General features: G+C 73.0%; 16 protein-coding genes. 13 read left to right on the top strand and 3 right to left on the bottom strand.

Going from position 1 to position 23,271, the window contains the following annotated elements; translation table 11 throughout:
* Positions 1–64: 64 nt before the first annotated feature.
* Positions 65–544 carry a UTRA domain-containing protein gene (locus ACFZBB_RS08790; RefSeq protein ID WP_391119237.1) on the top strand — a complete coding sequence of 160 codons (480 nt, stop codon included), beginning with the start codon at positions 65–67 and terminating at the stop codon, positions 542–544.
* On the opposite strand, the gene ACFZBB_RS08785 is transcribed toward ACFZBB_RS08790, so the two are convergent.
* A complete protein-coding gene (locus ACFZBB_RS08785; protein ID WP_391119235.1) occupies positions 538–1,374 on the bottom strand; it encodes a helix-turn-helix domain-containing protein in 837 nt (278 codons plus the stop codon). The genes ACFZBB_RS08790 and ACFZBB_RS08785 overlap by 7 nt on opposite strands.
* 118 nt (positions 1,375–1,492) lie before the next feature.
* On the opposite strand from ACFZBB_RS08785, the gene ACFZBB_RS08780 reads away from it, so the two are divergent.
* Both ACFZBB_RS08780 and ACFZBB_RS08775 read left to right on the top strand, forming a co-directional pair.
* Positions 1,493–2,554, top strand: coding sequence for an aldo/keto reductase (locus tag ACFZBB_RS08780; RefSeq protein ID WP_391119233.1), 1,062 nt, complete (start codon positions 1,493–1,495; stop codon positions 2,552–2,554).
* A 147-nt stretch (positions 2,555–2,701) separates the two neighbouring features.
* A complete protein-coding gene (locus ACFZBB_RS08775; RefSeq protein WP_391119305.1) occupies positions 2,702–3,703 on the top strand; it encodes an ATP-binding cassette domain-containing protein in 1,002 nt (333 codons plus the stop codon).
* A gap of 38 nt (positions 3,704–3,741) precedes the next feature.
* Here the strand turns inward: ACFZBB_RS08775 and ACFZBB_RS08770 are convergent, their stop codons facing one another.
* Both ACFZBB_RS08770 and ACFZBB_RS08765 read right to left on the bottom strand, forming a co-directional pair.
* On the bottom strand, positions 3,742–6,576 hold the full coding sequence (locus ACFZBB_RS08770; RefSeq protein WP_391119230.1) for a hypothetical protein: 2,835 nt from the start codon (positions 6,574–6,576) through the stop codon (positions 3,742–3,744).
* A gap of 266 nt (positions 6,577–6,842) precedes the next feature.
* A complete protein-coding gene (locus ACFZBB_RS08765; RefSeq protein ID WP_391119228.1) occupies positions 6,843–10,079 on the bottom strand; it encodes an FtsX-like permease family protein in 3,237 nt (1,078 codons plus the stop codon).
* 899 nt (positions 10,080–10,978) lie between these two features.
* Between ACFZBB_RS08765 and ACFZBB_RS08760 the strand changes: the two genes are divergently transcribed.
* From ACFZBB_RS08760 to ACFZBB_RS08715, 10 genes are all read left to right on the top strand, one after another.
* Entirely contained in the window at positions 10,979–12,709 is a 1,731-nt protein-coding gene (locus ACFZBB_RS08760) for a DUF4331 family protein (RefSeq protein WP_391119226.1), read from the top strand.
* Entirely contained in the window at positions 12,706–13,473 is a 768-nt protein-coding gene (locus tag ACFZBB_RS08755; protein WP_391119224.1) for a class F sortase, read from the top strand. Before ACFZBB_RS08760 ends, ACFZBB_RS08755 begins: the two co-directional genes overlap by 4 nt.
* Positions 13,470–14,831, top strand: a complete 1,362-nt coding sequence (locus ACFZBB_RS08750; protein ID WP_391119222.1) for a tetratricopeptide repeat protein — start codon at positions 13,470–13,472, stop codon at positions 14,829–14,831. Before ACFZBB_RS08755 ends, ACFZBB_RS08750 begins: the two co-directional genes overlap by 4 nt.
* A gap of 52 nt (positions 14,832–14,883) precedes the next feature.
* Positions 14,884–16,095 (top strand): SpoIIE family protein phosphatase, encoded by a 1,212-nt coding sequence (locus ACFZBB_RS08745; protein WP_391119303.1) that lies wholly within the window; start codon positions 14,884–14,886, stop codon positions 16,093–16,095.
* Between the two features lie 212 nt (positions 16,096–16,307).
* On the top strand, positions 16,308–17,459 hold the full coding sequence (locus tag ACFZBB_RS08740) for an acyl-CoA dehydrogenase family protein (protein ID WP_391119220.1): 1,152 nt from the start codon (positions 16,308–16,310) through the stop codon (positions 17,457–17,459).
* A gap of 3 nt (positions 17,460–17,462) precedes the next feature.
* Positions 17,463–18,581: an acyl-CoA dehydrogenase family protein gene (locus ACFZBB_RS08735; protein ID WP_391119218.1), complete on the top strand. Its 1,119-nt coding sequence runs from the start codon at positions 17,463–17,465 to the stop codon at positions 18,579–18,581.
* 124 nt (positions 18,582–18,705) lie between these two features.
* Positions 18,706–19,698, top strand: a complete 993-nt coding sequence (locus tag ACFZBB_RS08730) for a zinc-binding dehydrogenase (protein ID WP_391119216.1) — start codon at positions 18,706–18,708, stop codon at positions 19,696–19,698.
* A gap of 101 nt (positions 19,699–19,799) precedes the next feature.
* Positions 19,800–21,071, top strand: a complete 1,272-nt coding sequence (locus ACFZBB_RS08725) for a cytochrome P450 (RefSeq protein WP_391119214.1) — start codon at positions 19,800–19,802, stop codon at positions 21,069–21,071.
* Between the two features lie 79 nt (positions 21,072–21,150).
* On the top strand, positions 21,151–22,008 hold the full coding sequence (locus ACFZBB_RS08720) for an SDR family oxidoreductase (protein WP_391119211.1): 858 nt from the start codon (positions 21,151–21,153) through the stop codon (positions 22,006–22,008).
* Complete coding sequence (locus tag ACFZBB_RS08715) at positions 22,008–23,252, top strand: cytochrome P450 (protein ID WP_391119209.1); 1,245 nt, start codon at positions 22,008–22,010, stop codon at positions 23,250–23,252. The genes ACFZBB_RS08720 and ACFZBB_RS08715 overlap by 1 nt, the downstream gene beginning before the upstream one ends.
* The last annotated feature ends 19 nt before the right edge of the window (positions 23,253–23,271 follow it).

Below are 23,271 nucleotides of genomic sequence, written 5' to 3'. Positions count from 1 at the left end.
CTGCACAAGCAGGAGTACTGGACCGTCCAGCGCCCCGGCCCCATGACGGAGGAGGGCTGTATCCGTGTACTCCACGCTCTCCGACGAGTACGGCCTGCACGCGGTCAGAGCCGACTGCGTCATCGAGGCGCGCGGGGCGACCGCCGACATCGCCGAGAACCTCGGCCTGGCTCCGGGCGACTCCGTCCTGGGGATGGTCCAGACCACGTTCGACGAGAACCGCCCCGGAACTCTTGCGGGACGCAGGCGCGGTTTGACAGCACGCTGTCCGATCGACGGCATGCGGATCCTGCCGGAGGTCACGGGGGCCGAAGCGGACGCGACGAGCGCGGCGACACTGACCCCGCCGGGGGCCGGGATCGCCCGCGCGACGGGCATCATCCGGCAGTTCGTGCGGCCGATCGCCGACCTGCTCGTAGACCTGCTCGTAGACAGGGGCTGGCCGAGCCCCGGCCGTCGTGACCTGGCCGGACGCCGGACCGCCCGCAGCGGGCCGCCGCGCCTGTGCGTCAGGGCGGGCACATTGGCGGACGTCGGCTATTGAGGAGGCGACAGCCGGTGCAGTGCTGACTGGCTGTCGTCGTCCGCGGCGCGGTAGATGACCACGCGGTGGTCCGGGTTCTGGAGGGGCATGAGGACTTCGAAATCGACGGAGATCGTGCCGACGTCGGGGTGGCGCACGACTTTGCGGCCGCGGCCGTTGACCTTGATGTCGCGCTCGGCCCACAGGCGGGCGAAATCGTCGTCGTGAGCGGTGAATTCGGCGATCAGGTCGGTCAGGGCCCGGTCTTCCGGATAGGCCGCCCACGCGGCGCGGAGGTGGGCGATTCCCTCGCGGACGACGCGTTCGCGGTCGACGTAGAAATCGCGCATTCCCGGATGCATGAGGCAGAGCCACATCGCGTTGCGCCGCGACGGCGGGAGGGTGTCGAAATCCAGCAGGAGCCGTGACATCTCGCGGTTCCAGGCCAGGATGTCGTAGCGGTGGTTCATCACCATGGCCGGCAGCGGTGAGAGGTCGGTGACCAGCCGGGCCAGTGGCGGCGCGGCGGTGGTGGCGGGCTTGCCGGCGTGGGGCGGGCGCTGCCGGGTGAGGTCGAAGAGGTAGGAGCGTTCCTCGGGGGCCAGGCGCAGCGCGCGGGCCAGCGCCTCCACCACGGTCGCCGAGGGCCGCAGGCCGCGGCCCTGTTCCAGCCGCACGACGTAGTCGATGCTGACCCCGGCCAGTTCGGCGACCTCTTCGCGGCGCAGCCCCGGGGTGCGCCGGGCCTGCTGGCGCGAGGGCAGGTCGAAATCGCCGGGGTCCAGGCGCTCGCGCCGGGTCCGCAGGAACGCCGCCAGCTCCTGTGCCGTGTCCACGGTGCGGGTCGTCATGGTCGGTCCAACCGTCCGGGTAGGACTCGTGTTCCCAGGAAGTTCCCTCCCTTACCCCCGGCCCGCGGCCGTCACAGGCTTGTGCTCGACAACGGATCACGAGCCACAGGAGGACACGATGTCGCTCACCCTGGACACCTACCGTCTGCTGGGCCGCTCCGGGCTGCGGGTCTCACCGCTGGCACTGGGCACGGCGACCTTCGGCACCGAGTGGGGCTGGGGCGCCGAGCAGGACGAGGCGCGCAGGCTGTTCGATCGGTACGTCGAGCGCGGCGGCAACTTCATCGACACCGCGAATACCTACACCAACGGCAGCTCCGAGCGGCTGCTGGGCGAATTCACCCGCGACAATCGCGAAAGCCTGGTGCTGGCGACGAAATACACGACGTTGAGCCGCCCCGGCGACCCGAATTCCGGCGGCCCGCACCGCAAGAGTCTCTTCGCCTCGGTGGAATCCAGCCTGCGACGGATGAACACGGACTACATCGACCTGCTGTATCTGCACGTGTGGGATTTCACGACGCCGGTCGAGGAGATTCTGCGCGGCATGGACGATCTGGTCCGGCAGGGCAAGGTCTTGTACGTGGCGATCTCCAACGCCCCCGCCTGGCAGGTGTCGCGCATGCAGGCGATCGCGGACCTGCGGGGCTGGTCACCGCTGGTCGCCCTGCAGATCGAGTACAACCTGGTCGAGCGGACGGGGGAGCGTGACCTGATCCCCATGGCGCGCGAGATGGGGCTTGGCGTGGTGCCGTACTCGCCGCTGGCGGGCGGGGTGCTCACCGGAAAGTACAGCCGCGACGATCTGGGCGCGACGAACGCCGCGGAGGACGGCACCCGTAAGAACTTCACCATCGCCAACGGCGGGCTCACCGAACGCACCTTGGACATCGCCGACGTCGTGAAGGAGGTCGCCAAGGAGCTGGACCGCACGACCGCCCAGGTCGGGCTCGCCTGGACCCTGCGGAATCCCGGTGTCACGGCCTCGCTCCTCGGAGCCCGCACGCTCACGCAACTGGAGGACAACCTGGGCGCCCTGGAGGTCGACTTCACAGCTTCCCAACTGGCCCGCCTCGACGCTGCCGGCGCGGTCGACCTCGGTTTCCCGCACGCCATGCTCGCCGGCGACAGGATGCGCGCGGTGACCCACGGCGACCTGACGATCGAGACCCGCCGCTGACCCCTGATCGAGGCCCGGTCCTGCGGATGGCGGCTCCCGCGCGGGTTCGCGCATTACCCTGGCGGCTGTCCGACAGTGGGATTCGCAGACTTCACCTTTTCGGGGGACCGCGTGGCAGTTCACCAACAGCCCACCGGGGCACCGGACTTGGACGAGCTGCGGCGGCGGGCCGTCGTGGCGCCACGGCGGGAGGAGGGGCTGGTCGTCTGCGAGAACCTGGTGCGGATCTACCAGACCGAGGGCGTCGAGGTGCAGGCGCTCCAGGGCCTCGATCTCGCCGTGGCCCAGGGCGAGATGATCGCGGTGGTCGGGGCGTCCGGCTCCGGGAAATCCACCCTGCTGGGCATACTCTCCGGCCAGGACGTGCCCACCGCGGGCGCCGCCACGGTCGCCGGACACGACCTGCTGACGATGAAGCGCCGCGAGCGGCTCACCTACCGGCGGGCCACCGTGGGCTTCGTCTGGCAGCAGACCTCACGCAATCTGCTGCCCTACCTCTCGGCGGCCGAGAACGTGATGCTTCCGATGACGTACACCGGGGTCAAGCGCTCCCAACGCCGGGCCCGGGCCGAGGAATTGCTCGACCTGCTGTCCGTCGGACACTGCCGGGACCGTACGCCCGACACGCTCTCCGGCGGCGAACAGCAGCGGGTCGCCGTCGCCGTGGCCAACGCCAACGAGCCGCAGGTGCTGTTCGCCGACGAACCCACCGGCGAACTCGACACCGCCACCAGCGACGAGGTGTTCGCGGCGCTGCGCCGGGCCAACGAGGACCTGGGAGTCACCGTGATCGTCGTGACCCACGACGCGCTGGTGTCCGAGCAGGTCCAGCGCACGGTACGGATTCGCAACGGCCGCACCTCGACCGAGGTGCTGCGCCGGGTCACCACCGGCGAGGACGGCGTCGAGGTGCTCACCGCCGAGGAGTTCGCGGTACTGGACGCCAGCGGGCGGCTGCAACTGCCCGGCCAGTTCACCGAGCGCCTGCACATGCGCAAACGGGTGCGGCTGGCCCTGGAGACCGACCACATCGGCGTATGGCCGGACGAGGCCGCGCGGCGGGCGAAGTCCGCGGCGGAGAGCGCCGCGGCGGGGACAGCAGATAGGGAGGGCACCGGTAGCGCGGAGTCCACCGAGAGCGCCCCGTAAGCCCCTCGCCCGAGTGCCGCCCCCTGAGCCGCGGCCGTTCACGTAAGCCGCAGCACGGCTCCCAGCCGCCGCCGACGCGCGAGGACGGTCTCGGCCGCGGCGGCGACCAGGATCAGCGCGGTCACGGCGACGACGAGGGCGAGCGTCAGCGAGTAGTCGGTGTGCAGGGCCGGTTGGGCCGGGCCGCCGGTGAACTGCCGCAGGTCCAACGTCGGTGCCATGAGCCGCGGTTCGAGCAGCCCGAGCAGCGTGCCGCCCACCGCGGAGGCGACCGCCAGCGGCAGCAGTTGCAGGAAGTGCAGCGTCCCGGCCTCCTTGCCGCCGAGCCCGAGCGTGCGCAGGAACGAGGCGGTGCGACCGCGCTCGTGCGCGGTGAGGGTCAGTTCCAGGGCGAGCGTGAGCAGGCCGGACAGGGCGGCCAGGATCGACGTGACGGCGTAGGTCGTTTCGAGGCCCCGCGTCAGCCCGTCCGCGCGCAGGGCGCTCAGCGTTTCGGAGCGGACGCGGATACGGGCCAGCGGCCCGAGTGTCCGGGCCGCCGCCGACCGCAGCGCGGCGGGCGAGGCGGGGGCGGTCCCGTCGGGAGCGCCGCCCTTGAGCAGCATGACGGTGCTCCCCGAGGACTGCTCGGGCATCAGGTGCTCGGCGCCCGCCGTGGTGATCAGCAGCGGCGTCCCGGCGGGGATCCGCGCCGTGACCGGCCCGAGGAGAGGGTCGTGCAGGTCCGCGCCGGTGAGGGTGCCGACCGGGGTGAGAACCAGGTCCACCGGGTGCCGCCCGAGGATCGAGACGCCGGAGGTGAAGCCGCCGGTGCGCTCGCGCGCCCGCAGGTCGGGCGAGAGGAAGGACGGCAGCGGGACGCTCGCGTCGATCCGGGTTCCCGCCGGGGTGGCCAGCCCGGACAGCAGGGCGGCGGCCAGTGGCGACTTCGGTGCGACGGCGGCCAGTTGCCGGGGGTCCACGGTGATCACGGCGACCTGCGTGATCAGAGCGCCGTCGACCTGTCCCACCAGGTCGAGGGTGTGCAGATGCTGGACGACGGTCCGTATGCCCTTGCCTGCGCCGGTCCCCGGCGCGGCGGTCCCGGTCGTGGCCCCGTTCGCGGTCCCGGCCACGGTCGCGCTCGCGTCCGCGCCGGTGGTCCAGTCCGCGCCCGCGGCCAGGCCGTCGCCGATCGTGCGCTGTACGAGGCCGCCGAACACGGCCGTCCCCAAGGTCAGGACCAGGACGAACAGCGCCAGCCCGGTCGCCGGGGCGTCGTGGGCGGCCCGTGCCGCCCCGATGAAGCCCACCGCTCCCCGGCCGCGCCGGGTCCGCCGCAGCACCACGCGCAGCGCGAGCGGGGAGATCCGCAGCAGGAACAGCACGACGGCCAGCGCCACCAGCACCGGCACCGCGCCCAGAATCCCGTCGGGCCCCTGCGAACGCAGCGCGACCACGCCCGCCGCCGTCGCGAGCAGCACCGTCAGCTCCAGGACCACGCGGCGGCCGGCGACAGCGCGGCGGCGCGAGCGCCGCGGCCGGCCGGGCCTGCGTGGCTCGCGGACCGCGAGCCACGTCATCAGCGGCACCGTCACCATCACGACCGCGGCGGCGAGCGCGGCGGGCACCGGCTGCGGCGATCCGGACGTGCCGCCGGGAGCCAGGGCACGACCGGCCGCCCAGCCGACCAGGGCGCCGATCAGCACCACCGGCCAGGCCACGGCGCAGCGCAACAGCACCAGCCGCGCGGTGGACGCGCCCCGCGCGCGCTGCAACCGCAGGTGCGGCCACCGTCGGCGCAGCAACAGCCGTACGGCGACGGCCACGGTGGCCAGCGCGACCGCGGCCAGCGCGTCGACGGCGAACATCGCCAGCGCCCTGGCCTGATGGTCCTGAGCGGTGAACTCGGCGAGCAGCGGCGTCAGGAAGTCGGTCACCAGCAGGGACCCGGTGGCCTGACCGCGTACGTGGCAGCTGATGTCGCCGGAGATCCAGTCGGTTCCCTGGCACAGGGCGGCGCTCAGGTCCGCGCCGTAGTGGGACAGCGGCCCGGCCAGCGCGCGGGCCTGGTCGAGCGCCGCTCCCGACAGGTCGGCCCGCAACTGCCAGGTCACCCGGGGCCCGACGACCCCGGCCCCTGCGAGCAGGTCGGCGGCGTCGAGACCGACGAGGCCGCTGACGGCGAGCACCGTGCCGGCGGAGTGCTCCGCCGGGTAGCGCGTCGGCTGGTCCAACGACTCCCGCCCGGCCCAGAAGCCGTCGGCCGCAGACGTGGTGCGGTAGACCCCGCTCACCAGCAGGTCGGCCTGGGGCGGCGCGTTCCCCACCGCGGGCGTCTTGGCGAATTCCAGCGTCAGTCGGCTCCCGGTCGTGACGCCCAGGGCCCGCGCCGTGGCCTGCGACAACCCGATCTGGGGCGCGGTGCCCAGCGGCGTGCGGTCGGCCGGGGCGCGGCCACTGACGTAGCGCAGATGGACCCGCGCGGACGGCAGGTAGCTGAGCGCCAGCTTGGTAGCGGTGTTCGCGGGGCCGGGAGGTGGCGGTGCGACCAGGGACGCCGGGTTGTAGTCGTAACCGCCGCCGGTGGCGGTCAGGCGGCGCGCGCCGGTGCCGCTGAGCTGCTCGGTGAGGGTGCTTCCCGCGCCCAGCAGGGTGGCCATGTCCACCGCGGGCGGCTCGGTGTCGAAGACCTCCGGCGTGGTGCTGAGGCTGATCAGCGGCGCCTGGGCCTGCGCCGCCGCGACGCGCTGCCGCAGCGCCCGGTCCTCCTGGCGGCCCACGACGGCCGGGGCCCAGGCGCACAGCGCCGTCAACACGATCACCACGACCGTCAGGCAGACCAGCAGCGGGAGGTCACCGCGGGTCTCCTGACGTATCAGGCGCAGTGTCACCGCGGCGCCCGTACCGCCGGGCCGCCTCACCGCCGTGTCCGCTCCCACCGATCCCGTCTCTGTCGTGCCCGTTGCCCCAAGTCCCTTGCCGGTCAGGTTCGTTCGTCCGGGTCGCGGCACCGCCCCGTCCGTTGATCCACGTCCCTTCCCGGTCACGTCCGTTCGCTCGGCTCGCGGCACCGCCCCGTCCGTTGGTCCAAGTCCCTTGTCCGCCGGGCCCGTTCCCTCGGCCCGTGTTCGCCCCGCGCGGTCGCGTCCGGCCCGGCTCATCGGTCCTCACCCGCTCGCAGCACGCGTACGAGGTCCACCCGGGCCAGCAGTCGGGCGAGCGCCAGCACGATCGCGCTGATGGCCACGGCGGTCGCCACCGCCGTCAGCGTCACGGTGCCCCACGGAGTGACGTGCGGCAGCGGGGGATACGGGGCGTGGCCGCTGTCGTCCACCGTGACCAGCGGCAGCACCGCCGAGGCCAGGGCCATGCCCATCAGCGCGCCCGGCACCACCGCGAACAGCGCCAGACTCAGCTGCTCGGCGCCCAACAGCGCGTACAGGCCGGTGGACCGGACGCCGATCGCCCGCAGCAGCGCGAATTCCTTGCGGCGCTGCCGGGTGGAGACCACCGCGTGCACGGTGAAGGCGATGACCGCGAAAGCGGGAGCCAGGTAGCGGACGAGTTCCAGCACCCGGCGCAGCCCGGCGCGGAACGGGTCGTCGCGCAGCGCCGCCGCGGTCCGTTCCGCTGTCGTGACCCGGCCCAGCGCGGGCCGCGCCTCGGCGGCTGCGGCCGTACGCGCGCTGTCGGTGCTGCTGAGCCACCAGAACGCGGGATCCTCCTGGTCGACTCCGGCCACGGTCATCGCGGCGGCGAGCCGGCGCTGATCGGCGATCAGATGTCCCTGCCCCCGGCCCAGTCCTGGCAGGGAGTCGACCAGGCCCACGATCGTCGCGGTGATCCGGCCCCCGCCCAGATCCAGTGTGGTGGTGCTGCCCACGCTCAGGCGCGTGTCGCGCAGGGCCGCGGCGTCGGCGCGTACCGGGAGCGGCGCAGGTCGGTCGGCCGGGCCCGCCACGAGGCGCGCCTGGCTGCCGGGCCGGGTCTCGTAGTCGCTGTCGGCCAGACCGCCGAAGGCGTCTCCGGTCGCGGTCGAGGCCCTGACGCCGGTGCTGACGGTGGTCCTGAGCACCACGGAACGGCCGGGGGCGATCGAGCACACCCCGGGAGTGCCCGGACTGTAGTCGCCCGTCGGTCTGCCTTCGCAGGCCCCGGCGGTGGCGTCGGAGGCGTGGGTCGTACCGTCGGCCCAGACCTGGCCGCCGGGAAGGCCGGTGACCCACGTGTCCGCGCTGCCGCGCGCGCCGACCCGGATCAGCTCCAGATCGAGCCGCGCGGGCCGCGCGTTCGGCTGCGGCAGGACGTTCACGGCGGTCACCGTCAGCGGATACGCCCGCGGGTGGCCGTCGCTCAGCGCCACGTCGAGGGGGACCACGACGGTGTGCCGGGCGCCGTCGGCGGCGGGCAGGCGGGTCGCCAGCGTACTGACGAGGCCGGACGCGTCCTGCACGGTCAACTCCAGATTCGGCGCCGCGCGGCTCCCGTCGCTGCGCAGCCGCTCGTCCAGCAGCAGCGAGGTCGGACGGCCGGGGAGCGGCACCCCGAAGACGACCGGTGACGGGGTGGGGGGAGCGGGCCCGCCGACCGTGCCGACCAGATTCTCGGTGGCACCACCCGGCAGGTTCACCGTCGACTGCGTCACCGGGGTCACGGCGGTCACCGCGGGCAGCGCGCGATAGGCGGCGCCCAGTACGGAGGAGGGGTAGCCGCCGTCCGCCGACGGCTGGAGGCGTACGTCCGCGCCGACGGTGAACGCGGCCTGCTCGGACGCCAGTCCGCCCAGGCAGGCCAGCGCGGTGGTCGCGAAGGCGCTCACGGACACGGCCAGGCACATCAGGACGACCGGTCCCGCGTTGCGCGCGGCCCGGCGGCTCAACTGCCAGCCCGCCAGCGCGAGGGCCAGGCCCCGGCTGCGACGGCCGAACGCGTCCAGGAGCAGGGAGGTCAGCGGCAGCAGGCGCAGCAGCAGGAGGGCGGCGGCCCCGGCCACCAGGGCGGGCACCAGGACCAGCACCGGGTCCGCGCCCGCGCCGCCCGTGCCGACGTCGGCGATCAGCGAGTGGTGCCGCCGCAGTTCCAGATAGCCCAGGGCCGCGACGGCCAGCAGCGCCACGTCGGCGCCCAGCCGCTGGGCGGCGGCGCGTACACCGCGGGTCGGCCGGGACCGCGTCGAGCGCAGGACGGGCAGCAGCACCGCCGCCGCGTGCACCAGGAGGGTCAGACCCACCGCCGCCCACGCGGCGGTTCCCCGGCTGCCCGGACGCAGCAGCCCGGCCAGAAACGGCGCGACGGCTGCGGCCGGAACGCCGGTGACCGCCCACTCGGCCGCCGCCGCGCGCAGCAGCCGCGGGGTGCCCGCGCCTCTGGCCTGCTGGAGTGCCAGTTCGTCGCGCCGGTGCTCGGTGAGCTGGCGGGCGGCCAGTACCAGGGTGGCCAGGGCGAGGACCGCCAGCAGCACGCTCGGCAGGTACAGCGAGGACCTGGCCGCCACCATCGGCACCGCCAGGCCGTCGATCGCGCCCGGCAGCCCCGAGGCCACCGTGAGGTCGTCCAGAGCGGGCTGCCGTCCGCCGAACACCGACACGCGGCTCGCGCTGCCGGAGAAGGCGCGCATCCGGTCGTGCAGTCCGGTGAGGCTGTCGGCGTCGATCCGGGCGAAGTCCGGCTGCACACTCCAGTGGGCTGTCAGATGGCCGTTGAGGACGACGCTCCCGTTGAGAGCCGACGCCGAGACCACGAGCAGGTCCTGGCTGGCGGTCTCGTCCGCCGTCACGTCGCCGGCCATCGCCGGCCAGAATCCGACGGGGCCGGTCGGCCGGAAGACGCCGGTGATCCGCAGCGTCATGGAGTGTCTGAAGCCGTCGCGCACCTGGAGGCGGGAACCGGCGGTGACTCCCAGCCGCCTGGCCAGCGCGTCCGGCAGCGCCGCGTCGACCGGGGCGGTGGAGCCGGCGGCGATCCGTACGTCGGGCAGCGAGGTGAAGGCGCCGGCGGTCGCGTCCGCCGTGCCGACCGGCCACCGTCCGGCGACCAACTGCCCGAATCTGCCCGCTTCCTGGACGGCGACCGGGTGCAACCCGGTTCCCCCGGGGCCGCGCGGCGGGCCCGTGACCCCGTCGATCCCCGTCACCGAGACCGGTGAAGAGCCCAGCAGCCCCACATAGGTGTGCTGCGGCACCCCGGCGAACGTCCGGGCGGCGGCGGCCCGTACATCCCGGTCGGCGACGGCCATGCCTCCGGCGCGGAAGGGCGCGTTGACGGTCACCTGCGCGTCGAGATCGGCGGCCAACCGCCGTACGGCGCCCGCCTGTACCGAACTCCCGGCCAGCGCCGCCAGTGCGGCCAGCGCCGTCGCGCACAGCAGGACGGTCACGGCGACGGCGGCCAGCACCAGCCCATGCTGCGCGGCCTGCCGTACCACCGTGGGGAGCCGCCGCCGGACCGGTCGCGGGACCCCCGGGCGTCGTCGCGGCGACGACGTGAAGGCCGTGGCGACCACATGAACCCCCGCGTTATCGAACATGTGACGGTGACGGCGCGCCACAGTCCTACCAGGCATCCCCCAACGGGGCAAGCAGAGGCCCGGCTTGGGCGGGCTCGACGCCGACCGCCCTCGATCCGGGCGGGGTTGGAGCGGGGGGCTCCGCCGCGGAGGGCGCGGTACCGGCCCCGGCGCTCATCGCGGGTGGCGGCCCTGACTCCCGGGGGGTGACCGCGGACCGTCCGATACGTCGCCGCCCGGCGCCCCGCGGGCAGCGCGTACTGACCGGAGCCGTGGAGACGACCGGCGGCGCGGGCCTGCGGGGAGGCCCGGCGCGGCCCTGCGGGGAGGCCGAATCCCGGCCCCTGCGGCGCGGGCCGGGGCCGCGCGCGTACCCGATGGGCCGACCCCCCACCTGTCACGGGAGCGCACTCACTCGGGCGGCTCACCACTGCCACTGGGGTGGCGCACAGGGCCCGGCGCGGAGGGAGGCCGCCCCGGCTCCGGAGCCCGCTGTCACCCCGTCACCACCGCCGCCCCTGGCCCGAGTACCGGCGGATCCAGGTTTGTTGACCGTGGTGGCCCACAGCGAGAACCCTTCTGCCGCATTTCGGACCTGGCGCGTTGCAGGCCCCCTCGGCGCATGGTGCTTTATGCATAGCTTAAGCCTCATATCGGACTTGCTCGGTGCGGTCGCCGTCACCCTACGGCGCGGTCATCGAGGTTCCGTTCAGGGCTGAGCCGTCCCCGCTCCGCGCCGTCCCGCCCCCGGCAGGGGGGAGGCGGCCCCGCCTGGAAACGGATGGTCCATGCAGTCTTCCCACCTGCCCCGCCGGACGGCGGCCCGCGCCGCCGAACGCTCACTCGCCACCGCCGGCCTGCTGGCCCTGGTGTCCTCCGTCGTCCTGACCGGTCTGACGCCCGGTGTCAGCTCCGCCTCCAGCCACCGCGAGGCGCCGCTGATCGCCGGGGACCCCAAGGCGGACAACACCGACGTCTACGCCTTCACCAGCCCGGACAACCCCGACACCGTGACCCTGGTGGCGAACTGGATCCCGTTCGAGGAGCCCAACGGCGGCCCGAACTTCTACCCGTTCGCCAACGACGCCCACTACAACATCAAGATCGACGCGGACGGCGACGGCAAGGCCGACACCACGTACACCTGGTGCTTCACCGACCACTACCGGGACGAAGCCAACCAGTTCCTCTACAACACCGGTGTCGTGAAGTCGCTGGACGACACCACCTTGAACTTCCGTCAGACGTACACGCTGACGGTGACCGACGCGGAGGGCAACACCAAGACGCTCCTCAAGGACGCGCCCGCGGCCCCCTCCAATGTCGGCAAGGCGTCGATGCCGGACTACGCCTCACTGCGCAAGGAGGCCACCGTCGCCCTCCCCGACGGCGGCCAGACCTACGCCGGGCAGGCATCCGACCCGTTCTTCCTCGATCTGCGGGTCTTCGACCTCCTGTACGGCGGCAACCTCAAGGAGACCGGTCACAACACCCTCGCCGGTTACAACGTCAACACCATCGCCCTCCAGGTGCCCAAGTCCGCGCTGGCACTGAAGGGGGACGCCACCCGCAACCCCGTCATCGGCGTCTGGTCCACCACCGACCGGCAGGGCGCGGCGGTCGCCGCGCCGTCCGGCAAGGGCGACGAGGGCATGGCGTCCCACGGCGCGGAGGGTGCCGGGGGAGCCGAGGGTGCCGGGGAAACCGCGGGTGCCGCGGACTCGCAGGACGAGGGCAAGGGCGGTCCGCCGATGCCCGACAAGGGCGGCGAGTCGGGCTGGCACCAGGTCTCGCGCCTCGGCAACCCGCTGGTCAACGAGGTCGTCGTCCCGCTGAAGTACAAGGACGCCTTCAACACCCTCAACCCGGACCAGGACCACACCGTGCAGCCGGTCGTCGACAAGGTCCTGGACCCGATCGTGCCCAAGCTCATCCAGAGCATCTACGGCGTCCCGGCGCCCGCCACCCCGCGCAAGGACCTCGCCGAGATCTTCCTGTCCGGAATCTGCAAGGCGTGCGGACCGATCCAGGCCGACCTCAACTCGCAGTTGCTCAACGCCGACGTGGACAAGGCGAAGTTCACACCGTCCGAGGAACTGCGGCTGAACATGGCCGTCGCGCCCTCCGCCAACCCCAACCGGCTCGGCGTCCTCGGCCAGGACCTGGCCGGCTTCCCCAACGGCCGGCGGCTCAACGACGACGTCGTCGACATCGAGCTCCAGGCGCTGGAAGGCGCGGCGGAGACCGGAAAGATCGTGCCCGCACTGGCCGCGGGTGACGCCGTCGACACCCCCTACCGCCAGCCCGGTTCGACCTTCCCGTACGTGGCGCTGCCCAACACCGCCGCGGTCAACCAGGCCGACTCGCTGCACCCCGACGGCGGCGTGGGCGCCGGCTTCGGCGGCGCCGCGTTCCACGGCGGCTTCCCCGCCGTTCCGGTGACGGCCCTGGGCGGCGGCGCCCTGCTGGCCACCGCAGGGCTCCTGGCGCTGCGCCGCAGGCGCGCCGACCGGGTGTGACCGCCCCCGCCACCTCGGGCCGCCCGGCCTCCGCACCGGAGGCCGGGCGGCTGCGGCGCGCCCTCAGATTCCGCCCCGCCCGGCCCTGGCGCCTGATCACCGCGCTCGGCGTCCTCGCCGGGCTGGGCATGATGACGGCCGGCGGCTGCGCGCTGCTCACCGCCCGGCCGCCGAAGACCACACAGGTCGACGTCGGCACGCTGCCGGTCCCCGCGACCGCCGGGGGCCACGCCGCCGCCGTCGCCCCCGCGGCGCCCGCCGCGCCGCCGGTCCGGATCCGTATCCCCGGCATCGGACTCGACCACCCCCTGATCGGCCTCCAGGTCCAGCAGGACGGCCACCTCGGCGTGCCCGAGGACCCCGGCCAGGTCGGCTGGTGGAGCGACGGCCCGCGCCCCGGCGACCCCGGCGCCGCCATCGTCGTCGGCCACGTCGACTCCCTCACCGGCCCGGCCGCCTTCTACGGACTGTCCACGCTGCGCCCCGGCGACCCGATCACCGTCGACCGCGCCGACCACACCCACCTGGACTTCACGGTGCGGGCGCTGCGGCAGTACGAGAAGGACGCCTTCCCCGACGACCAGGTCTACGCGACCGCCGGTCCGCCCACGCTGCGGCTGATCACCTGCGGCGGCGCGTACGCGGGACCCGAGGGCGGCGGCTATCTCGACAACGTCGTCGTCTACGCCACGCCCGCCGACCCGAATCCGCCGCACCCGTCCCCCCACGCCACCCCCAAGAACCCCCAACGGAGCGGGAATTGACTACGTCCGTCCGCCGGAGCCCCCGGCGTCATCTGCTGTCCGCCGCCGTCACCACCGCCCTCGGCGTGGGCCTCTTCCTCGCCGGCGGCCTCGGCCTCGCCCCGTGGCCGGTGACGGGCGCCGACCGCGCCGCGGGTCCCACGGGCGAAGCCGGGGCCCCGGCGGCCGGCGCGGACCCGCTCGCCCAGGACATCAGCGGCATCCAGGCCCACCTGCGGCAGAGCCCGCGCGACGCCGTCGCGCTCGGCACCCTCGGCCTCGACTACGTCCAGCAGGCCAAGAACACCGCCGACCCGACGTACTACCCCAAGGCGGAAGCCGTCCTGAAGCGCTCGCTGTCGGTGGACGCCACGGACAACTTCACCGCGATGGGCGGCATGGCCGCCCTGGAAGCCGGACGGCACGATTTCCGCCAGGCGCTCACCTGGTCGCGCAAGGCGGTGGCCGTCAACCCGTACAACTCGTCCCTGTACGGCACCCTCGCCGACGCCCTCACCCAGCTCGGCCGTTACGACGAGGCCGCCGACGCCGTGCAGCGCATGGTCGACCTCAGGCCCGGCGCGCCCTCGCTGGCGCGCGCGTCCTACGTCGCCGAACTGCGCGGCGACATCGACACGGCCAGAACCGACATGCGCCGCGCCCTCCAGGACTCCGCGGGCCCGGCCGACCAGGCGTTCGCCCACTACTACCTCGGCGAACTCGCCTTCAACAACGGCGATCCGGCCGCCGAGCTGACCGAGGCCGCCGCCGGTCTGCGCGTCGCGCCGACGTACACCTCGCTGTTCCAGGCCAAGGCCAGGGCCGAGGCCGCGCTCGGCAGGACCGACGCCGCCCTCGCCGACCTCAGCCGGGCCGTCCAGCGGGTCCCGCAGCCCGAGTACGTGCTCCAACTCGGCGAGCTGTACCAGTCCCTCGGCCGCACCGCGCAGGCCGACGAGCAGTACCAGGTCTTCCGCGCCGAGCAGAGGCTCTTCGCCGCCAACGGCGTCGCCCTCGACTCCGACGCGGCCCTCTTCGAAGCCGACCACGGAAACGCCGCCCAGGCCCTCGCCATCGCCCGCCAGGGCATCACGTCCCGCCCCTTCATGGACACCCACGACGCCCTGGCCTGGGCCCTGCACGCCAACGGCCGCGACCGCGAAGCCCTCGCCGAGAGCGACCTGGCCCTCGCCCAAGGCACCCGCAACGCCCTGTTCCGCTATCACCGCGGCATGATCGAACGGTCCCTCGGCGACACCGCGGCGGCCCGCACCGACCTCGCGACAGCCCTGTCCGTCAACCCCCACTTCAACCCCCTGGCCGCCCCCAAGGCCCGCGCGGCCCTGACCGCCCTGACCGGCCCGGCCCGGCGCACCTGACCGGCGGGCGGCGAGGGAAGGGAGCGCGGGCGTGAACGAGGGGCACAGCGAGATCACCCGCCTGCTGACGGCGGCGGAGACAGCGGCGCCGGAGGAGGCCGTCGACGTGGTCGCGGAGTACCTGCGGCAACGGTTCGAGGCGACGAAGGTCTCCTTCCTCATCGTGGACCTGACGGGAAAGGCGGTGGCCCGGCTGTCCACCGTCGGCACCGTGGAGAGCATGCCGGCCGTGGAACGGATCCCGCTGTTCGGCAGCGTCTACGAGCGGGTGATCCGTACGCAGCGGCTCTACCAGGAATCGTCCGGCCCGGACCAGCGGGTGATCGTGCCGGTCACCAACCGGGGGGACGCCATCGGGCTGCTCGAACTGCTCCTGCCGACCGACCTCGGCGCGGACGTCCTCGCCGAGATCGGGGAAGCGGCCCACCTCCTGGCGTACATCGTGATCGCCAACGAGCGGTTCACCGACATCTACACCTGGGGCAAACGCACCAGGCCCCCCACCTTGGCCGCGGAGATCCAGTACCAGCTGCTGCCCAGGTCACTGTCGTGCGAGGCCGCTCAGTTCACGCTGTGCGGGAGCCTGGAGCCCTCCGAAAAACTCAGCGGCGACACCTTCGACTACGCCTTGGACCGCGACACCCTGCACGTGTCGGTGACCGACCCCATGGGGCACAACATCGACGCCGCCCTGGCCGCCACGGTCCTGGTGAGCGCCCTGCGCGGCGCCCGGCGCGGGGGAGCCGACCTGGCCGGGCAGGCCCGCACGGCCGACCGGGCCCTGGCCGACCACGGCCGCGGTCACGCCACCGGGCAGCTGCTCCGTATCGACCTCCACACCGGGCGGGCGCAGCTCGTCAACGCGGGACACCCCTGGCCGCTGCGCATGCGCGACGGGACGGTGGAGGAGATCACCTGCGAGGTGGACTACCCGTTCGGGCTGTCCGCGCCCGGACCCCACCGCTATCGCGCGCAGGACATCGACCTGCGCCCCGGCGACCGTCTGCTCGTGTTCACCGACGGCATGTTCGAACGGCGCGCGGAGAACGTCGACCTGCCCGCCCTGCTGGGACGCACCCGCGGCCTGCACCCGCGCGAGGCCGCGCTGACGCTGACCTCCGCGGTCCTGGACGCGGCCGGCGGCCGTCTCGAAGACGACGCCACCGTCGTGTGCCTCGACTGGCACGGCCCCCAGGAGACCCACCGCCACGTCAGCTCCGGCGCCGACACCGGGCAGGCATCTGCGGCCCGCACGACACCGTAGCGTCGCCGTACCGTCCCGCCGTTTCGCCCGGCCCGCGGGCGGATCGGACGGTTGGGCGGGGGAAGCGGTCGTCGGCGGCGCGGCCGGTCCTCGGCGGCTGAGCCGGGCGCCGGCAAGCCCTCGGGGTGTTCGCGCTTCTTGACGGGGGTTCGGGTGGCGTGTCACGGTGAGGATATTACTTAGGGATGTTAAGTGATTCCTCGAGGAGCCGTATGAAGCTGAGGTTGTCGCCCGAGGACGCGGCCTTCCGTGACGAGTTGCGGCAGTTCTTCACCACGCGGGTGCCGGGGCACATTCGGGAGACGGTGGCGGCGCGCGAGGAGTTGACCAAGGAGCAGATGGTCGAGTCGATGCGGACGCTCGACGCGGCCGGGATCGCGGTGCCCAACTGGCCGGTCGAGTGGGGCGGGAGGGACTGGACGCCGCTGCGACGGCACATCTGGCACGAGGAGATGCAGGCGGCCTGCGTTCCGCCGCCGATCACCTTCAACGCCTCGATGGTCGGCCCGGTCATCGCCGCGTTCGGCTCACGGGAGCTCAAGGAGCGCTTCCTGCCGGCCACCCGGAACGTCGACATCTGGTGGTCGCAGGGCTTCTCCGAGCCCGACGCCGGTTCCGACCTGGCCGCTCTGCGCACCTCGGCCGTACGCGACGGCGGGCACTATGTCGTCAACGGCCAGAAGACCTGGACCTCCTACGCCCAGTACGGCGACTGGATCTTCACGCTGGTGCGCACCGATCCGGACGCGCCGCGCAAGCAGGCCGGTATCTCCTTCCTCCTGATCGACATGGCGTCGCCGGGCGTCACCGTCCGGCCGATCCAGCTCATCGACGGCGGGAGCCTGGTCAACGAGGTCTTCTTCGAGGACGTGCGCGTCCCCGTCGACAACCTCGTCGGCCAGGAGAACCAGGGGTGGGGCTACGCCAAATTCCTCCTCGGCAACGAGCGGGTGGGGATCGCGGGCGTGGGCGGGACCAAGTGGCTGCTGGCGGAGGCCAAGACATGGGCCGGGGACCGGCTGCGCGAGGATCCGCTGCTCGCGGCGGACTTCGCGCGGCTGGAGAACGACCTGCTGGCGGTCGAACTGACCTCCATCCGGGTCGCCGCCGACTCGGCGGACGGCAAGGCGCAGCCCGCCTCGTCCGTCCTCAAGCTCGCCGGATCCGAACTCCAGCAGGCCGTCACCGAACTCGTCCTCGGCCTCGCGGGCGAGCAGGGACTCTCCGGCGACCCGGCCGCGGGAGCGCCGCCGTGGACCCGCCCGGCCGCCGCGGCCTATCTCCACCTGCGGGCCGCGAGCATCTACGGCGGCTCCAACGAGGTGCAACGACAGATCATCGCCGGCACGATCCTGGGGCTGTGAGACATGGACTTCGACCACACCGACGAGCAGCGCGCCCTGCGGGACGCCGTACGCGGTCTGTTGGGCACGGCCTACGCCACGATCCAGGGGCGCCGTGACGCCACGGCCAAGGAGCCGGGATACGACGAGACCATGTGGTCCCGGCTGGCCGCGATGGGCGTCCTCGGACTGCCGTTCGCGGAAGAGGCCGGCGGCATGGGCGCGGGCCCGGTCGAAGTCGGGGTGGTGGCCGAGGAGATCGGGCGCGTACTGGCCCCCGAGCCCTTCGTCGAGGCCGTCGTCCTGTGCGGCGGACTCCTCGCGCGGGCGGGCGCCGACGTGTCCGGGATCGCGGACGGCACCCTCCTTCCGGCGTACGTCGGCGGTCCCGGCGTCACGGCCCGGCGCGACGGCGAGCGCTGGGTGCTGGACGGCGGCGCCTCGCCCGTACTCAACGGAGCCCGTGCCGACCTGCTCGTGGTGGTCGCCGACATCGGCGGGACACCGGCGCTCTTCACGACGGCCGGGGGCGAGCGGACCCCGTTCGGCACGTACGACGGGGGACGCGCCGCCCGGGTGACGTTCGACGCGACCGCCGCCGAGCCGCTGGGCGATCCGGCCGTCGACGCGACCGGCGTGATCGCGTACGCCCGGGCCCGCGCGCAGGTGGCGTACGCCCACGAAGCGCTCGGCGCCATGGAGCGCGCGCTGGAGGTCACCCGCGACTACCTGCGCGACCGCCGCCAGTTCGGGAAACCGCTGAGCGCCTTCCAGAATCTCACCTTCCGCGCCTCCGACATGTACGTCTCCCTCGAACTCGCGCGCAGCACCGTGCTCTGGGCGTCGATGGTGCTCGCGGAAAGCGACGAGAGGGAGAGGGAGGGCGGTCAGGCGGAGAGCGGCGCGGCCGAAGGCATCGAGGCGGCGTCCCGCGCCAAGCTCCGGGTCGCCGAGTCCGGCCGGCACATCGGCCAGGAGGCGATCCAGTTGCACGGCGGGATCGGCATGACCATGGAGTACCAGGTCGGGCACTACGCGATGCGGCTCACCGCCATCGAGCACCTGCTGGGCGACCGGCGCCACCACCTCTCCCGCCTGGCGGCGGCGGTCGGCGGCCACCGGGCCGTGAACCCGCTGCAATAGCCGGCGAACGAGCCGGCGAACGAGCCGGCGAACGAGCCGGCGGATGAGTCGTCCGATGAGCCGGTGGATTCTGTCGATAATCCATTAACCATGCTAATTTATTGCGCAATCCGAAAGGGGCCCCATGGCAGGGTCGGTCACCACACGCGAAGCCCGGCTCACCCACGACGGCGCGGAACCCCTCACCGCCGGTTCGTTCGAGGTGGCCGAACGGGGACTGCCCCCGGCGGTCGACGGCGAGATCCTCGTCGAGGTCCGGTACGCCTCCCTCGATCCCTCGCAGCGGATCCGGCTCCGGTCGGAGGGCGCCGGTTTCGTCCCGCCCGCCGGAGTCGTCGGCACGGTCGTGGAGTCCCGGAGCGACGCGTTCGACGTCGGGGACACGGTGACCGCGCCGGGCGCCTGGGCCACCACGGTCACAGTCCCGGCCGCGAGCGCCGAGCGGTACGACGCCCCGGACGGTGTGGCCCTCCACCACGCGGTCGGTCTGCTCGGACTGACCGGTCTGACGGCCTACTTCGGGGTACGGCGGGTGCTCCGCCCGCGTCGCGGCGAGAAGATCGTCGTGACCGGCGCCTTCGGGGGAGTGGGCCAGGTCGCCGCGCAGCTCATTGCCGCGAGCGGCGCCGACGTCCTCGGCGTCGTGGGCGGCCCCGACAAGGCGCACGGCCTCAAGCGGCTCGGCATCACCGCCGTCGACCACCGGGCTCCGGACTGGACCGCCGAGGTCGACCGCTGGGCGCCCGAAGGGCTGCACGCGGTCTTCGACAACGTGTGGGGCGAGACGTCCGCGCGGCTGGTCGAGCGGCTGCGACCGCTCGGCCGCGTCGCCCTGTGCGGGCAGATGTCCGGCATCGGCGAGGCGGTGGTCCCGCCGCTGCCGCTGGACAACTGGTTCCGGCTGGTGACCCGTTCACTGACCGTCCAGGGTTTCCGCGCGGCCGACTTCGCCGCCGAGAACGCCGACGCGCGCCGGGCGCTCGCGGACATGATCGCCTCGGGCGCCCTCGACCAGGAGATCCACCTGGCGCCGGGCCTGTCCGCCGCGGGCCCGGCCTTCGCCGACCTGCTCACCGGCCGCGTCGTCGGCAAGCTCGTCGTAGCGGTGCGGGAGTGAGTGACGGTGCGGGAGTGATGGCGGTGCGGGAGTGATGGCGGTGCGGGAGTGATGGTGGTGCGGGAACGAGCAGAGGTGCGGGACCGAGCGGAGGTACGGGCATGAGCAGCGGTACGAGCGCGGGCACGGACGCCCTGCGGGACGACGTACTCGCCCTGTTGGCCGGGGACGGCTACAGACTCGCGGACCCGTACCCCACCTGGAACCGGCTGCGCGAGGAGATCCCCGTCTGGAAGCAGGGCGACGTGGTGATCCTGAGCCGGCACGAGCACGTGCACCAACTGCTCGGGGACAACAACATCCTCTACAGCCGTCAGGGCACGAAGACCTCCGCGCGCTACGAGCGCGCCAAGCGGGAGTTCAGCCCGCACGGCAGCGCCGCCTTCGGCCGGGTCCTCGACCAGGAGTTCCACCAGTTGGTGCGGATGGACCCGCCGGACCACCCGCGGGTGCGGCGGGCGGTCCAGCCGCCGTTCTCGGCGCGCAATCTGGCCCGCGAGATGCAGGACAAGGTCAGCGAACGGGTCGACCGCAATCTGACCGCGCTGGCGGCGGGCGGCGGCGAGGCCGACTTCAAGAAGTTCGCGTACTCCCTTCCGCTCCAGGTGCTCGGCGATCTCCTGGGCATCCCGATCGACGACCTCGACATGGTCCACTCATGGGCCCAGAAGATCGCCGAGAACAAGTTCAACGCCGACTCCGAGAAGGCGGCGGTCGAGGCCGACGAGGCGTACCGGCACCTGATGACGTACATCGACGTGCTCGTGGCGCGCCAGCGGGCGAGCGGCTCCGAGACCGGCCTCGTGGCCGCGCTGCTGGACTCGGAGAACAGCGGCGTGGTCTCCCACGAGGAGGCGATGGCCATGATGGCGCTGATGATCTTCGCGGGGCACGAGACGACCAGCAATCTGCTGGCCATCGGGCTGCTCGAACTGCTGCGCCACCCGGACCAGTGGGACCTGCTCGTCGCCGAGCCCGAACGGGTCCCGGCGGCGGTGGAGGAGTTGCTGCGCTTCGTCACGCCCGCGCACTTCCTGCCGTACGTCGCGAAGGAGGGGCGGGAGGTCGACGGCGTCGCGGTCGAGGCGGGCGACACCGTCATCGGCGTGCTCGCCGCGGCCAACCGGGACCCCGCGGTCTTCGCGCGGCCGGACGAGCTGGACATCGCGCGCTCCGACAGCCGCGCGCACGTCTCGCTCGGCCTCGGGCCGCACTTCTGCCTGGGGGCCGGTCTGGCGCGGATGGAGGCGACGGCGCTGTTCGGCACGATCGCGCGCAGGTTCCCCGGCGCGCGGCCGATCGAGGCCGACCTGCGCTGGGGCGGCCGTTCACTGCGTACGCCACTGGCCATGCCGGTCCGACTGCTGGGCTGATCGGACGCCGTGACGGCGGCCGATCCCGTGCCTTGACGGTGGCGGGCAGCACTCCTATCGTGTTATTTCACATCGCTAAATGAATGATCGGGAGGTTCCGGTGCGCTACCTCATCACGGGCGCGGGCAGTGGGATCGGACGTGCGGTGGCGACCCTGGCCGCGCGCGCGGCCGAGAGCGAAGGAGCCGGGCAGGCGCGGCTCGCGCTGCTCGACCGCGACGCCGGGGCCATCGAGGCGGTCGCCGCCGAACTCCGGGGGACCGGCGCCGTATGCCTGCCGCTGGCCGTCGACCTGAGCGACCCGGCGGCGGTCGGCAAGGCGGTGGAAGAGGCCGTCTCCGCCTTCGGCGGCCTCGACGCCCTCGTGAGCAACGCCGGGATCAGCTCGGCCGACCCGCTCGAAGACCTCAGCCTGGAGACCTTCCAGCGCACGTTCGACGTCAACACCCGCGCGACCTTCCTGCTGGCACGGGCGGCCTTCCCCGCGCTGCGCGAGTCGCGCGGTGCGATCGTGGCCACCGCGTCGATCTCCGCGACGCACCCGACACCGCCGCTCGGCATGTACAGCGCGAGCAAGGCGGCGCTGAAGATGATGGTCCAGCAGATGGCGGTGGAATGGGGCCGGTACGGAATCCGGGCCAACTGCGTCTCGCCGGGCCCGACGGACACCGGCCTGACCCGTAAATCGTTCGGCGACGCGGAGGACGCGGCCGCCGCGGCGAACCGGCGCTACCGCGAAGCGGTCTCGCCCATGCGGAAGATCGCGCGCGCCGAGGACATCGCCGAGGCCGTGCTCTACCTCGCGGGTCCGCGCGCCGGGCATGTCACCGGCGTGGACCTGCCCGTCGACGGCGGCCTGTCGCTGACCGTCATGCCGCTCACGGGGGGCACACCCGGATACCGACTCGACGAGATCGCGCAGGAGGCGACGTCGTGATGACCGACACCACCGCTGGGACGCTGCCCGGATTCCTCTCCTCCGAGGTCGCGGCCGACCCCGACGCCTTCTACCGCCGGCTGCGGGCCGAGGCCCCCGTGCACTGGGACGACGGCTACCGCGGCTACCTGATCAGCAAGCACGCCGACGTCGGAGCCGCCTACCGCAACCCGCTGTTCTCCACCCAGAACTACGAGGTCAGCCTCCAGCCCGTCTTCGGCCGCTCGATGCTCCAGATGGACGGCGCCGAACACAGCCGCAAGAAGGCCCTGGTCACCCCGTACTTCCGCGGCAAGGGCCTGGAGAAGTGGGCGCCGGTCATCGCGCGCAATGTCGCGACGATCCTGGACCGCTCCGTCGCGTCGGCGTCCGCGCACATCACCCGCGGCTTCCGGCCCGGCGACACCGTCGACCTGCTGGCCGACTTCGGCTACTACCTGCCGGTCTACGTGATCACCGACATGCTCGGGCTGCCGCACAGCGACTACGACCGGTTCTTCGACTGGTACAGCAGGCACGTGGCCTTCCTCGGCAACCTCGCCCGCGACCCGGAGATCGACGAACTCGGCCGCCGGGCCACCAAGGAACTCTGGGAGTACCTCGCCCCCGTGATCGAGGACCGCCGCTCGCACCTCGGCGACGACCTCATCTCCGGGCTGATCACCGCCGAGATCGACGGCGAGCGCCTGGACGACCTCGAAATCCTCACCCACGTCACGCAGTTGCTCAACGCCGGGTCCGAGACCACAGGCAAGGCGCTGGCCAGTATGTTCGCCTATCTGCTGCGCGAGCGGACGCTGTTCGAGGAGGTACGGGACGACCGCTCGCAGGTCATCCCCGCGATCAGCGAGACCCTCCGGATCAGCCCGCCGTCCCAGATGAACGGCCGCAAGGTCACCCAGGACGTCGAGGTCAAGGGCACCCTGCTGCCCGCAGGCACCCTGGTGATGCTGCTCATGGCCTCGGCCAACCGCGACGAGGACCGGTTCTCCGACCCGGACACCTTCGACTTCCACCGGCCCGACCTCGACCACGCCAAGACCTTCACTGCGGCCGGTGACACCTTCGCCTTCGGCTCGGGGCGGCACTTCTGCCTCGGCGCGATGCTCGCCAAGTCCGAGCTGGAGATGGCCTCGAACGTCCTGCTCGACCGGTTCCCCGACATGCGCCTGGCCGAGGGGTTCGAGCCCGCGTGGTCGGGCCTGAAGATGCGGTCGGTGGACAGGCTGACGGTGACCCTCTGAGCGACCGGCCGTCGGGGCC

This window comes from Streptomyces sp. NPDC008139, assembly GCF_042957025.1.
GTDB lineage: Bacteria > Actinomycetota > Actinomycetes > Streptomycetales > Streptomycetaceae > Actinacidiphila.
This window is presented reverse-complemented; position numbering and strand designations above follow the sequence as displayed.